The sequence below is a fragment of the Streptomyces sp. ATCC 21386 genome (genome assembly GCF_018728545.1).
Taxonomy (GTDB): Bacteria; Actinomycetota; Actinomycetes; order Streptomycetales; family Streptomycetaceae; genus Streptomyces.
The window spans coordinates 8,551,271-8,564,764 of sequence record NZ_JAAVVL010000001.1 but is presented as its reverse complement, the minus strand read 5'-3'; the positions used below and the strand labels follow the sequence as shown (position 1 = coordinate 8,564,764).

The following is a 13,494-nucleotide window of genomic DNA, read 5'->3' as shown; positions in this document are numbered from 1 at the left end:
CTGCTCGCCTCGCCGAAGCGACTCAAGGAGTGACGCCCGCCGATGACCCAGCCTCCCGGCCAGCCGCCGTACGACGGCTACGGAGCCCCGCCGCCGCAGCAGCCGTACCCGGGGGCGTACCCGCCCCCGGGCCAGGTGCCCGGTCAGCCGCCGAACCCGTACGCGACGGCTCCGCAGCAGCCGTACGGGGCCGGCGGGCAGCCGCCGTACGGGGCGCCGGGAGCGCCCAACTACGGCCCGCAGTACGGGGGATATCCGCCTCCGCCCCCGCCCTCCGGCGGTAGCGGTGGCAAAGTCGCGATGATCGTCGTGGCCGCCGTGGCGGCGCTCGCGGTGATCGGCGGGGGCATCTTCCTCCTCACCGGCGACGGGGACGACGACACCACGGCCAAGCCCCGGCAGAGCGTCTCGGCCTCGGCGACCGACTCCGCGAGCCCGACGGAGGAGGCCACCGACGACGCCACCGACGAGGGCCTCGGAACGCCCGACGGCGGTCTGGACGACGGCGGTTCGACCACCGCGCCCGCCAAGGGTGTCGAGGGCCAGTGGCAGGACGACGACGCCCGGACCCTCACCATCGGCGCCGAGCAGACCAGCGGTGACGGCAAGGGCCAGCACCCGCTCTCCTACATAGACATGGTCGGCGGCAAGGGCATCCTGACCGGCGTCGGCGCCTACCGCGACGACAACAACTTCCGCATGGCCCTGACCCCGATGGCCTCCAAGGACGTCGGCGACGAGGACGTCACCTTCGCCACGGTCCGCCGCTCCGGCGACGACGTGATCATCACCTGGGAGAAGGGCGGCACGGACAGACTCAGCTACGTGGGCGAGTCGTCGAGCTGACGCGCCCGGGTACGCCGGTGGGGGTGGGCCGCGGTCGGCGGCCCACCCCCACCGCCGTGTCCCGGGGCAACCGAGCGGCGGCGCGGTGACGACTACATCGACCGGAGGCCGGCTCAGGTCCTTTCCGGGCGGAGGAGGAGCGTCGACCATGAAGAGCGATGCCGGACGCATCGACGCGTTCGCGGCCTGGATGGAGGACGTGATGCGGGCGCGCGGGTACGACATCGACAGCCCGCGGGGCGGTGGGAAGACCAGGCTGGCCGAGGACGCGGGGGTGCACCGGGCCGCCATCACGCGGCTGCTGCAGCGGCGGAGCATGCCCGATCTGGAGACGATGCGCGGGCTGTCCCGGGCTCTGGGTGTCCCGGTGCGTGATGTCCTGATCCGCTCGGGCAAGCTGACCGAACAGGACCTGCCGAAGCCCTCGACGCCACCCGTGCCCGGCACGGCACCCGGCGGTCACCCCCTCTCCGCCGAGCAGGCGGCGACCGCGCTGGGCATCCCGGAGCACCTCCGGGCGGCGTTCGTCCGGATCACCGAGCAACTCAGACACGGCCTGGAGCCGGACGCGCAACGCCGGGCCGGTGACTGACCGCCGCCGCCCCAGGCGTCGAAAACCGCTGTGATCGCTGGCCGCTGGCCGCTGGCCGCTGACCGCTGACAGCTGATCGCTGAGCCCGCTGATCGGTCCGCGCTCCGAGATCTCCGCCCCGAAGCCTCCACGCTTCTGAGCCCTCCCCCAACCCCCGAGGCCGCGCCCGGCCGTCGCCGTGCGCGGCCTTCTGCGTGCCCACGGGGGTACACCGTCCTCTCTTGCGCACACTGTTCGCACTGCGTACAGTGTTCCATGTCGCCGCGCAGGACGCGGCGGCGGCCCCCACCCACGCTTCCCGGAGGTTTCGCCATGTTCCAGACCACCGCCCCCGCCCTCGACCTCGCCCACTGGCAGCGCCGCCTCGACACCCTTCGCGCCACCCACGACGTGCCCGGCGCGAGCCTCGCGTTCGTCGTGGACGGTGAGGTCCACGAACTCGCGAGCGGGGTGCTGAGCCGTGCCACCGGAGTGGAGGCCACCACCGACTCCGTCTTCCAGCTCGGCTCGATCGCGAAGGTCTACACCGCCGCCCTGGTCATGCAGCTGGTGGAGTCCGGCGAACTCGACCTGGACGTCCCGGTGGTGAAGGTGCTGCCGGAGTTCGCGACCGTGGACCCGGCCGCCACGGACGTCATCACGCCCCGCATGCTGCTCTCCCACACCAGCGGCCTGACCTGCGACTTCCACATCGACACCGGGCGCGGCGACGACGCGATCGCCAAGTACGTCGAGGCCGCGAAGGGCGTGGCGATGGACTGCCCGCCGGCCACGGCGGTGTCGTACAGCGGTATCGGGTACGTCGTCCTCGGCCGGATGGTCGAGGTCCTGACCGGGCTGACCTGGGACCAGGCCCTCAAGGAGCGCATCTTCGCGCCGCTCGGCCTGACGCACTCCATGACGCTGCCGGAGGAGGCGCTGCCGTTCCGCGCGGCGATGGGCCACCTCGCGGGCGAGGACGGGACGCAGGTCCCGGCCCCGGTCTGGGACATGATGCCGCGCGCGGCCGGCCCGGGTGCCCGGGTGCTCGCCACCGCCGGAGACGTCGTCCGGTACGCCAAGGCCCACCTCGACGGCGGCGCCGGCGTCCTGCGCCCCGAGACGGTGACGGCCATGCAGACCCGCGAGACCGACGTCCCCGACAAGTGGACGGTCAGCGCCGACGGCTGGGGCCTCGGCTGGACGCTCTACGACTGGGACGGCGTCCCGGGCTACGGACACGACGGCGCCGCGACCGGCCAGTACGCCTTCCTCCGCGTGGTGCCCACCCGGGGTGTCGCCGTCGCGCTGCTCACCAACGGCGGTTCCTCCCGCCTCCTCTACGCCGACCTGCTGCGCGAGCTGCTGGCGGAGCTGGCCGGAATCACCCTGCCCGCCCCGTTCGCCCCGCCCGCCGAGCCGCCCACCGTCGACCTCACGCCCTGGACCGGTACGTACAAGAGGGAGGGAGTCGTCATCACGATCAGCGAGAGGAACGGCACACCGCACCTCACGTACGCCTTCGTGGACGGCATGGTCGGCTACTCGCCGGACCTGGAGATGGAACTCGTGCCCTTGTCGGAGACGGTGTTCGCCGGAGCGGGCGGCGGCGCCTCGTTCGCGGAGGACTGGATGCCTGTGGTCTTCGCCACGCTGAGCGACGGCACGCGGTGCGCCTACATTGGCATGAGGGCGGCGCCGAAGGTGGTGTGACCACCGGGTATCCGCCAGGTGTCGACCCGGTATGACGCCCCGCTCACCGATTCCTCACCGCCCGGTCCGCCCGCTCGTGAGAGCAAAGTTCCTTTCCGGTCACCCGGTGCCACAGCCAGGAAACGCGCTCTCCCTACCTTCGGGACTCATCACCCCTCATCACCGCATCGCGACACCGGAGCCCGGAGAACGTGGAGGCGTCATGACAGCCCCGAGCACTGCCCCCGCATCGAGCAGGGGAGGCCGCTGGATTCAGCACTGGGACCCCGAGAACGAGGCGTTCTGGAACGAGACCGGCGAGAAGGTCGCCCGCCGCAACCTCTTCTTCTCGGTGCTCTCGGAGCACATCGGCTTCTCCATCTGGACCGTCTGGTCGGTGATGGTGCTCTTCATGGGCCCCGAGTACGGGCTCACCCCGGCCGACAAGTTCTTCCTCGTCTCCATGGCCACGCTGGTCGGCGCCATCGTCCGCATCCCGTACACCTTCGCGGTGGCGATCTTCGGCGGACGCAACTGGACGGTGGTCTCCGCGAGCCTGCTGCTGATCCCGACCATCGCGGCCTTCATCGTGATGGAGCCGGGGACCTCGTTCAACACGTTCCTGATCTGCGCGATGCTCGCCGGCATCGGCGGCGGCAACTTCGCCTCCTCCATGACGAACATCAACGCCTTCTTCCCGCTGCGGAAGAAGGGCTGGGCGCTCGGCCTCAACGCGGGTGGCGGCAACATCGGTGTCCCGGTCGTGCAGCTCATCGGTCTGGCCGTCATCGGCGCCGCCGGCGGCCCCCGCGTCCTGCTCGGGATCTACATCCCCTTCATCGTCATCGCCGCGGTCCTCGCCGCCGTCTACATGGACAACATCGCGTCCGTGAAGAACGACACCGGTGCCGCGAAGGACTCCGTGAGGGAGGCCCACACCTGGATCATGTCCTTCCTCTACATCGGCACCTTCGGCTCCTTCATCGGCTACAGCTTCGCCTTCGGCCTCGTCCTGCAGACCCAGTTCGGCCGTACGCCCCTGGAGTCCGCCTACGTCACCTTCATCGGCCCGCTGCTCGGCTCGCTGATCCGGCCGGTGGGCGGCGCACTCGCCGACAAGTACGGCGGCGCCAAGATCACCCTGTGGAACTACGTCGGCATGGCCGCCGCCACCGGGGTCATCGTCATCGCCTCCATGCAGAAGTCGCTGCCGCTCTTCACCACGGCGTTCATCGCGCTCTTCGTCCTCACCGGCGTCGGCAACGGCTCCACCTTCAAGATGATCCCGGGCATCTTCCAGGCCAAGGCCCTCGCCAAGGGACTTCAGGGCGAGGAGGCCGCGGCCTACGGACGCCGTCTCTCCGGCGCCTCCATGGGCATCATCGGCGCGGTGGGTGCCCTCGGCGGCCTCGGCATCAACCTGGCCTTCCGGCAGTCCTTCCTCTCCGTGGGCTCCGGCACCGGCGCCTTCGTCGCCTTCCTCGCCTTTTACGGGCTCTGCTTCGCGGTGACCTGGGCCGTATACCTTCGCCGAACGGCCTCGAACACGGTTGCGGCCACCGCCACGACGGAATCGAAGCCGCAGCTCAGCTACGCCGAGGTGTGACATCGCCCATGCCGTGACACGTGCGGCGTAACACCAGCGACATCAAGCCGAACCGAGCCTGTCACGCGCCGTTGACAGGCTCGTTCGGCATGTGGGTCCACCAACCGGTGCACCCGCACGCACGGAACTTCGACTGAGTGCAACGACTCGACTGCGGGACGAGAGCCATGTACGACGAACAGCAGCGACCCGAGCGACCCGAGCGATCAGATCGAGCCGATCGACCAGACAGGACGGTTCTGATGGATCGGATGGACCGCACGGACCGGGAGTCGCGGACCGAACACGGGCCGCTCGCGGGGTTCACCGTGGGCGTCACCGCCGCCCGCAGGGCCGACGAACTCGGGGCGCTGCTCCAGCGCCGCGGAGCCGCGGTCCTGCACGCCCCCGCCCTGCGCATCGTGCCGCTCGCGGACGACAGCGAACTGCTCGCCGCGACGAAGGACCTGCTCGACCAGGCCCCCGACATCGTGGTGGCGACGACGGCCATCGGCTTCCGCGGCTGGATCGAGGCCGCGGACGGCTGGGGCCTGGGCGAGGCCCTGCTCGACCGCCTGCGCGGTGTCGAGGTCCTGGCCCGCGGACCGAAGGTCAAGGGCGCGATCCGCGCCGCCGGCCTCACGGAGGAGTGGTCCCCCTCCTCCGAGTCCATGGCCGAGGTGCTCGACCGGCTGCTGGAGCACGGCGTCGACGGCCGCCGGATCGCCGTCCAGCTGCACGGCGAACCGCTCCCCGGTTTCGTGGAGTCCCTGCGCGCCGGGGGCGCGGAAGTCGTCGGCGTCCCCGTCTACCGCTGGATGCCCCCCGAGGACATCACCCCGGTCGACCGCCTCCTCGACTCCACGGTCGCCCGTGGCCTCGACGCCCTCACGTTCACCAGCGCCCCCGCGGCGGCGTCCCTGCTCTCCCGAGCCGAAGAGCGGGGCATGCTCCCGGAGTTGCTCAACGCCCTGAACCACGACGTCCTGCCCGCCTGCGTGGGCCCGGTGACGGCGCTCCCCCTCCAGGCCCACGGCGTGGACACGGTCCAGCCCGAACGCTTCCGCCTCGGGCCCCTGGTCCAACTCCTCTGCCAGGAACTGCCCGGCCGCGCCCGTACGCTGCCCATCGCCGGCCACCGGGTCGAGATCCGCGGCCACGCGGTTCTCGTCGACGGCGCCCTGCGCCCCGTCCCCCCGGCCGGCATGTCCCTGCTCCGCGCGCTCGGCCGCAGGCCGGGCTGGGTCGTCCCCCGCTCCGACCTGCTGCGCGCCCTGCCCGGCGCCGGCCGCGACGAACACGCCGTGGAGACGGCGATGGCCCGCCTCCGCACGGCCCTCGGCACGCCCAAACTGATCCAGACAGTGGTCAAACGCGGCTACCGCCTGGCTCTGGACCCGGCGGCGGACGCGAAGTACGACGCGTAGGCGGGAACGGCGCGGCAGGGACTTCGACTGCGGGTACGGGGGGCTGGTCGCGCAGTTCCAGGCCCTGCGGGCCTGAAAAGCGTGGGGCGCAGCCCCGCTTTTCAGGGGCGCGGGGAACTGCGCGACCAGCCCCCACCGGGCGGACGTCCGGGGGTCGAAGGGGCGCAGCCCCTGGGGATGGGACGGGTAGGGGCGGCGGGGGCGAAGGAACCGGCCAAGGACCGGAGGCTTCCCCCACCACGTGCGCCCAGGCACTGTAAGGGGTACGTACCCCTCAAACGCACCCCTGCCGGCCGACAACCCCAGGGCGGTGACAGGTACATGGCACACCCCCAACCCCCTCGCTTCGACTGCGGCCACCTCTGCCTGGACTTCCTCACCACCACCCACCCCGAGGAACAACTCGACACCCCCACCGGCCTGCGCACCTGGATCAGCGCCGCCCACCTGGTCCCCGAGGCCACCCCCCTCGACCACATCACCCCCCACTGGCTGGTCGGCTTCAGGGAACTCCGCGGCCACATCGACCAGTTGGTGCGCCCCATCCCCGACCGCGCCCCGGACCCCCGCGCCGTCGACATCTCCCTGGCCAGGGTCAACGACCTGGCCCGCGCGGCGACTCCGGCCCTCCGCGCCGTCCGCGCCCCCGACGGCACCCTCACCCGCGCGCTGGACCGCGTCCCCGAGTGCGCCGCACTGCTCGCGGTGCTGGCCCGCGACACCGTGGAGCTGCTCACGGACCCGGTCGCCTGCGCGAGCCTGCGCCAGTGCGCCGGCGACAACTGCCCCGTGGTGTACGTCGACACCTCCCGCGGTCGGCGCCGCCGCTGGTGCTCCAGCGAGATCTGCGGCAACCGCGAACGCGTGGCCCGACACCGCCGCCGAGCCGACCTGGCCCGCGCCCGCGCGTAGTTGGGACCGAAATGCCCACCCGCCCTACCCGGCACGGTGGTTGGGCAAACCCCGGGTGGCCGTAAAGAAGCAGCAGTGCTGTTTTTCACATCGCAATGCGGATGTCTTCACAATTCCCGCCCCCGCGTGCCGGTTTAAGCGCGGATATGGCCGTACTTGTCCCTCACCTGCCTCATCCTTCCCGCGTTTAATCGAGAAAGTTGTGGCTCAACTCTGAACACACAACTGGTTACCTACGTATCCCGATGTGAGCGACCGACTGGGGGAACCCCCGGACACCGGAGGTAGCCGTGCGCAAGGATTCCGCTGTGGCCGATGAACGCCCGCACAGGGCACGACATCGCGCATCACAGCCCTCAGAGCCAGACGAGGAGCTGATGCGCGCGCTGTACCGCGAGCACGCTGGACCCTTGCTCGCGTACGTGCTGCGTCTGGTCGCGGGCGACCGCCAGCGTGCCGAGGACGTTGTGCAGGAAACTCTCATCAGGGCCTGGAAGAACGCCGGTCAGCTCAATCGAGCGACCGGATCGGTACGCCCCTGGCTGGTGACGGTCGCACGCCGCATCGTCATCGACGGCCACCGCAGCCGGCAGGCCCGGCCGCAGGAGGTCGACCCGTCGCCGCTGGAGGTCATCCCCGCGGAGGACGAGATCGACAAGGCGTTGTGGCTGATGACACTGTCGGACGCGCTGGACGACCTGACCCCTGCCCACAGGGAGGTCCTGGTCGAGACCTATTTCAAAGGGCGTACGGTCAATGAGGCGGCCGAGACGCTTGGCATCCCCAGTGGCACCGTCCGCTCCCGGGTGTTCTACGCCCTGCGGTCGATGAAGCTGGCTCTAGAGGAGCGCGGGGTGACGGCATGAGCAACATCTACGGGGGGTATGGACCGGGAATGCCCGGATCTGTGCAAGGAGCCCAAGGTTCCGGCGACAACATCCACGAGACCGTCGGCGCGTACGCCCTCGGGATACTGGACGACGCCGAGGCCACACAGTTCGAGATGCATCTCGCCACGTGCGAGTGGTGCGGACAGCAGCTCGACGAGCTGGCCGGCATGGAACCGATGCTTGCCGCGCTCGCGGACCTGCCCGCGGCCCAGGGAACGCCCGCGATCGGCGAGTCCCTGTCCGTGAAACCGACCACCGGTCTCGCGGACCGGCTCGTCGGCGAGGTGGTCCAGCACCGGGCGAAGAAGAGCCGACGGAACTTCTTCATGCTGGCGGCAGGCGTGGCCCTGATCGTCGGCGGCCCGACAGCGGTGTTCGCGACGACGGGCGGCGGGGACGACGAACCGCAGAACCGGACCGTGGTCGCCAGCCCGGCCAAGGACGCTTTCATGGGTATGAAGGCATCGGACAAGGTCTCGTCCACCGACGCGTCCACCCAGGTCACCGCCACGGTCGGCATGGAGACCAAGGCCTGGGGCACGCACGCGGTGCTGGAGCTGAAGAACGTCAAGGGTCCGGAGAAGTGCTCGCTCATCGCCGTCGGCAAGAACGGCGAGCGTGAGACGGTCACCTCCTGGTCCGTCCCGAAGTGGGGCTACGGCATCAAGAACGCCACGACCGAGCAGGCGAAGAACCCGCTCTACGTCCACGGCGGCGCGGCCTTCACCCCCGACGAGATCGACCATTTCGAGATCCTGACCTTCAGCGGCAAGAAGCTCGTCTCGGTCAAGGCGTAACGCGTCCAGGCGAAACGGACACGCTCGCGGCGAACAGCGGACGGACCTCGGTCGGGCACATAGCCTGTCGGGGTCCTTTTCGCGTACGGTGGACGGCTGCCCAGCACGTCAGAAGGGGGCCCGGGTGGCCGCTCAGGTTCAGCAGGAAACGCTCGACTCCGCTCACGACTCGGTGCGTGAGAAGGAGATCGGCGTCGAACAGGCACATCTGGACCGGGTCTACCGGCGCCTCGAGGAGAAGATCCACGAGGCCGAGTTCCTGATGAACGACGCGGCCAAGCGCGGTCAGGTCGGCACCCCCGGCGCACTCGCCGAGCGGGACGCCCAGGTCTTCCGGGCGGGCGTCCACCTGAACCGTCTGAACAACGAGTTCGAGGACTTCCTCTTCGGCCGGATCGACCTGCTGCAGGGCAAGGACGGCAAGAAGGGCCCGGACGGGGCGTACACCGCAGTCGAACCCGCCGAGGGCGCGGTGCGCCCCGACAACACCGCCGACATCGCCGAGACCCTGCACATCGGCCGGATCGGCGTCCTGGACTCCGAGTACGCGCCGCTGGTCATCGACTGGCGGGCCCCGGCGGCCGCCCCCTTCTACCGTTCGACGCCGGTCGACCCCGGCCGCGTCGTCCGCCGCCGCGTCATCCGCTCCAAGGGCCGCAAGGTGCTCGGCGTCGAGGACGACCTGATGCGCCCCGAGCTGACGGCCCGCCTCGACGGCGGCGAACTGCCCGTCATCGGCGACGGAGCCCTCATGGCCGCCCTCGGCCAGGCCCGCAGCCACACCATGCGTGACATCGTCGCCTCCATCCAGGCCGAACAGGACCTGGTGATCCGTGCCCCCGCCGCCTCCGTGACCTACGTCGAGGGCGGCCCCGGCACCGGCAAGACGGCCGTCGCCCTGCACCGCGCCGCCTACCTCCTCTACCAGGACCGGCGCCGGTACGCGGGCGGCATCCTCATCGTCTCCCCGACCCCGCTGCTCGTCGCCTACACCGAGGGTGTCCTGCCCTCCCTCGGCGAGGAGGGCCAGGTCGCCATCCGCGCCATCGGCTCACTCGTCGACGGCGCCGAGGCCACGCTGTACGACTCCCCGGCCGTGGCCCGCGCCAAGGGCTCGTACCGCATGCTCAAGGTGCTGCGGAAGGCCGCCCGGGGCGCCCTGGAGTCGAGCGACGCGCCCACCCGCCTGCGGGTCGTCGCCTTCGGCCGCCGCCTGGAGCTGGAGGCCCCCGACCTGGACCGCGTCCGCCGCACCGCGCTCAGCGGCACGGCCCCGGTCAACCTGCTGCGCCCCCGCGCGCGCAAGCTGCTGCTGGACGCCCTGTGGGACCGGTCGGGCGCGGCGGGCCGCCACAGCGACCCCGAGCTGGCCGCCGAACTGCGCTCCTCCTTCGACGAGGACATCACCAGCGAGGACGAGTTCATCGCCTTCCTCGACGCCTGGTGGCCCGAACTGACCCCGCGCGCGGTGCTCACCGCCATGGCCGACGAGCGCCGCCTCGGCCGCTGGGCCCGCCGCATCCTCAATCCGGGGGAGATCCGCCGTGTCGCCCGCTCCCTGAAACGGGACGGGCTGTCCGTCCACGACGTCGCGGTGCTCGACGAACTCCAGGCGATCCTCGGCCTCCCAGCCCGCCCCCGCAAGAAGCGCGAACTCGACCCGCTGGACCAGCTCACGGGCCTGGAGGAGCTGATGCCCGTACGCGAGGAGACCCAGCGGGAGCGGGCCGAGCGGCTGGCGCAGGAGCGGACCGAGTACGCGCACGTCATCGTCGACGAGGCGCAGGACCTGACGCCGATGCAGTGGCGGATGGTGGGCCGCCGCGGCCGCCACGCCACCTGGACGGTCGTCGGCGACCCTGCCCAGTCGTCCTGGTCCGACCCGGACGAGGCGGCCGAGGCCCGCGACGAGGCCCTGGGCACCCGCCCGCGCCGCCGCTTCACCCTCACCGTCAACTACCGCAACCCGGCCGAGATCGCCGAGCTGGCGGCGAAGGTGCTGGCCCTGGCCATGCCGGGGTCCGAGTCCCCGTCGGCGGTCCGCTCCACCGGAGTGCGGCCCCGCTTCGTCACGGCCGCCCGCGACACCCTGGCCCGCACGGTCCGCGCGGAGGCCGCCCGTCTGCTGGACCTCGTGGACGGCACCGTGGGCGTCGTGGTCGCCATGAACCGCCGGGACGAGGCCGCCCGCTGGCTGGCCGGCCTCGGCGACCGCGTGGTGGCCCTCGGCAGCCTGGAGGCCAAGGGCCTGGAGTACGACGCCACGGTGGTCGTCTCCCCGGCGGAGATCGCGGACGAGTCCCCCGCGGGGCTGCGTGTGTTGTACGTCGCACTCACCCGGGCGACACAGCAGCTGACGGTCGTCTCGGCGGAACGGGACGATCCGGACGCCGACGGGGTCCCCGACCTGCTGCGGGACTGAGGGGGCGGTCGGTCGCCTGCGGGCGCGATCAACCACACACCACCCGCACCCGCCGACGCACCGTCAACTCCCAGAACGCCAACGCGCCTGTTAGCCTGGGTGGTGGCACCGGCTCGATCCAAGCCCCCGGGCCCAACCTTCGTCGCTACGAGCGACCACTTGCCGCGAGGCGAGCATGGCGGGTCGGTGCCACTGACCGTACGAAGAGGTCCACGTCGAATGTGACGTGGACCTCTTCTCGTTGAGAACAAAACGTTCTCAACCCCGGACGGCTAACGCCTACTCGACGGTAGGTGCGACGATCGGACGGCAAAACGCAGCAAACGCAGTAGCAGAAGTACGCGAAAGCAGAGGAAGTCGGCCATGGCAACGGCGCCCAGCGTCTCCTACTCGATGACGGTCCGGCTGGAGGTGCCCGCGAGCGGAACCGCGGTGTCCCAGCTCACCGGAGCCGTCGAGTCCCACGGAGGCTCGGTGACCGGCCTCGACGTGACCGCGTCCGGCCACGAGAAGCTCCGCATCGACGTCACCATCGCCGCCACCTCCACGGCGCACGCCGACGAGATCGTCGAGCAGCTGCGCCACATCGAGGGCGTGACGCTCGGCAAGGTGTCCGACCGTACGTTCCTCATGCACCTCGGCGGCAAGATCGAGATGGCGTCCAAGCACCCCATCCGCAACCGTGACGACCTCTCGATGATCTACACGCCGGGCGTGGCCCGCGTCTGCATGGCGATCGCCGAGAACCCCGAGGACGCCCGCCGCCTCACCATCAAGCGCAACTCCGTTGCGGTCGTGACGGACGGCTCCGCCGTGCTGGGCCTCGGCAACATCGGCCCCAAGGCCGCACTGCCCGTCATGGAGGGCAAGGCGGCCCTCTTCAAGCGGTTCGCCGGCATCGACGCCTGGCCGATCTGCCTGGACACCCAGGACACCGACGCGATCGTCGAGATCGTCAAGGCGATCGCCCCCGGCTTCGCGGGCATCAACCTGGAGGACATCTCCGCGCCCCGCTGCTTCGAGATCGAGGCCCGCCTGCGCGAGGCCCTCGACATCCCCGTCTTCCACGACGACCAGCACGGCACCGCGATCGTCGTCCTCGCCGCCCTCACCAACGCACTTCGTGTGGCGGGCAAGGCGATCGGGGACATCCGCGTGGTCATGTCGGGCGCCGGCGCGGCCGGTACGGCCATCCTCAAGCTGCTGATCGCCGCCGGTGTGAAGAACGCCGTCGTGGCCGACATCCACGGTGTCGTGCACTGCGACCGCGCCGACCTCGTCGACGCCGCCGGCGACTCGCCGCTGCGCTGGATCGCCGACAACACCAACCCCGAGGGCCTCACGGGCACCCTCAAGGAGGCCGTGCGCGGCGCCGACGTGTTCATCGGCGTCTCGGCCCCGAACGTCCTCGACGGCGACGACGTGGCCGCCATGGCCGACAACGCCATTGTGTTCGCGCTCGCGAACCCCGACCCCGAGGTCGACCCCGCGGTCGCCCGGCAGACGGCGGCCGTCGTGGCCACCGGCCGCTCCGACTTCCCGAACCAGATCAACAACGTGCTGGTCTTCCCGGGTGTCTTCCGCGGTCTCCTCGACGCCCAGTCCCGGACCGTCAACACGGAGATGATGCTCGCCGCGGCCACCGCGCTCGCGAACGTCGTCACCGAGGACGAGCTGAACCCGAACTACATCATCCCGAGCGTCTTCAACGACAAGGTCGCGGGCGCGGTCGCCGGCGCGGTGCGCGAGGCCGCGAAGGCGGCGGCGTCGGCCTGAGGCCCGCTGTGACGGTGGCCACGGCCCGCCCCATCGGCGCGTCGCGGGGCCGGAGGGCTTGCGCCGCCCTTTAGTGTGGCGGCCAAGCTCAGGCCTGCCACGACTCCCAAGGGTGTTCATATGACTCCCAGGGGTGTTCGTGTGACTCCCAGGGGTGCTGGATTGGCTTTCCCGCCGCAGGTGAGTGCAGGATGCGTTTCTGGGCGCGAGGGTCTGACGACGGACCCGGGTCCGCCTCAACGGCAAGAAGAACACGGGAGTAACAACATGAACCGCAGTGAGCTGGTGGCCGCGCTGGCCGACCGCGCCGAGGTGACCCGCAAGGACGCCGACGCCGTGCTGGCCGCGTTCGCTGAGACTGTCGGCGACATCGTCTCCAAGGGCGACGAGAAGGTCACCATCCCCGGCTTCCTGACCTTCGAGCGCACCCACCGTGCCGCTCGCACCGCTCGCAACCCGCAGACCGGCGACCCGATCCAGATCCCCGCCGGCTACAGCGTGAAGGTCTCCGCGGGCAGCAAGCTCAAGGAAGCGGCCAAGGGCAAGTAACCTTGCCATCTGTCTCTCACGGGACGA

General features: G+C 70.8%; 11 protein-coding genes. All 11 read left to right on the top strand.

Annotated features, from left to right (window positions below):
- The first annotated feature begins 42 nt into the window (after positions 1 to 42).
- The 11 genes from GWK25_RS36735 to GWK25_RS36685 all read left to right on the top strand — a co-directional run bounded on the left by GWK25_RS36735 (position 43) and on the right by GWK25_RS36685 (position 13,467).
- A complete protein-coding gene (locus tag GWK25_RS36735) occupies positions 43 to 846 on the top strand; it encodes a hypothetical protein (protein ID WP_215455795.1) in 804 nt (267 codons plus the stop codon).
- A 148-nt stretch (positions 847 to 994) separates the two neighbouring features.
- A complete protein-coding gene (locus GWK25_RS36730) occupies positions 995 to 1,438 on the top strand; it encodes a helix-turn-helix transcriptional regulator (RefSeq protein ID WP_215455794.1) in 444 nt (147 codons plus the stop codon).
- A gap of 312 nt (positions 1,439 to 1,750) precedes the next feature.
- The gene (locus GWK25_RS36725; protein ID WP_251829206.1) at positions 1,751 to 3,130 is read left to right on the top strand and encodes a serine hydrolase; all 1,380 of its coding nucleotides are present in this window, start codon (positions 1,751 to 1,753) and stop codon (positions 3,128 to 3,130) included.
- Between the two features lie 202 nt (positions 3,131 to 3,332).
- On the top strand, positions 3,333 to 4,715 hold the full coding sequence (locus GWK25_RS36720) for a NarK/NasA family nitrate transporter (RefSeq protein ID WP_215455792.1): 1,383 nt from the start codon (positions 3,333 to 3,335) through the stop codon (positions 4,713 to 4,715).
- A 251-nt stretch (positions 4,716 to 4,966) separates the two neighbouring features.
- Positions 4,967 to 6,121, top strand: coding sequence for a uroporphyrinogen-III synthase (locus GWK25_RS36715; protein WP_215457850.1), 1,155 nt, complete (start codon positions 4,967 to 4,969; stop codon positions 6,119 to 6,121).
- 321 nt (positions 6,122 to 6,442) lie between these two features.
- Positions 6,443 to 7,033 carry an ABATE domain-containing protein gene (locus GWK25_RS36710; protein ID WP_215455791.1) on the top strand — a complete coding sequence of 197 codons (591 nt, stop codon included), beginning with the start codon at positions 6,443 to 6,445 and terminating at the stop codon, positions 7,031 to 7,033.
- 290 nt (positions 7,034 to 7,323) lie between these two features.
- Positions 7,324 to 7,899 carry a sigma-70 family RNA polymerase sigma factor gene (locus tag GWK25_RS36705; RefSeq protein ID WP_013003188.1) on the top strand — a complete coding sequence of 192 codons (576 nt, stop codon included), beginning with the start codon at positions 7,324 to 7,326 and terminating at the stop codon, positions 7,897 to 7,899.
- A 29-nt stretch (positions 7,900 to 7,928) separates the two neighbouring features.
- Positions 7,929 to 8,720: an anti-sigma factor gene (locus GWK25_RS36700; protein ID WP_215455790.1), complete on the top strand. Its 792-nt coding sequence runs from the start codon at positions 7,929 to 7,931 to the stop codon at positions 8,718 to 8,720.
- A 124-nt stretch (positions 8,721 to 8,844) separates the two neighbouring features.
- Positions 8,845 to 11,142, top strand: a complete 2,298-nt coding sequence (locus GWK25_RS36695) for a UvrD-helicase domain-containing protein (RefSeq protein ID WP_215455789.1) — start codon at positions 8,845 to 8,847, stop codon at positions 11,140 to 11,142.
- Between the two features lie 363 nt (positions 11,143 to 11,505).
- Complete coding sequence (locus GWK25_RS36690) at positions 11,506 to 12,918, top strand: NAD-dependent malic enzyme (RefSeq protein ID WP_215455788.1); 1,413 nt, start codon at positions 11,506 to 11,508, stop codon at positions 12,916 to 12,918.
- 267 nt (positions 12,919 to 13,185) lie between these two features.
- The gene (locus GWK25_RS36685; protein WP_152169247.1) at positions 13,186 to 13,467 is read left to right on the top strand and encodes an HU family DNA-binding protein; all 282 of its coding nucleotides are present in this window, start codon (positions 13,186 to 13,188) and stop codon (positions 13,465 to 13,467) included.
- The last annotated feature ends 27 nt before the right edge of the window (positions 13,468 to 13,494 follow it).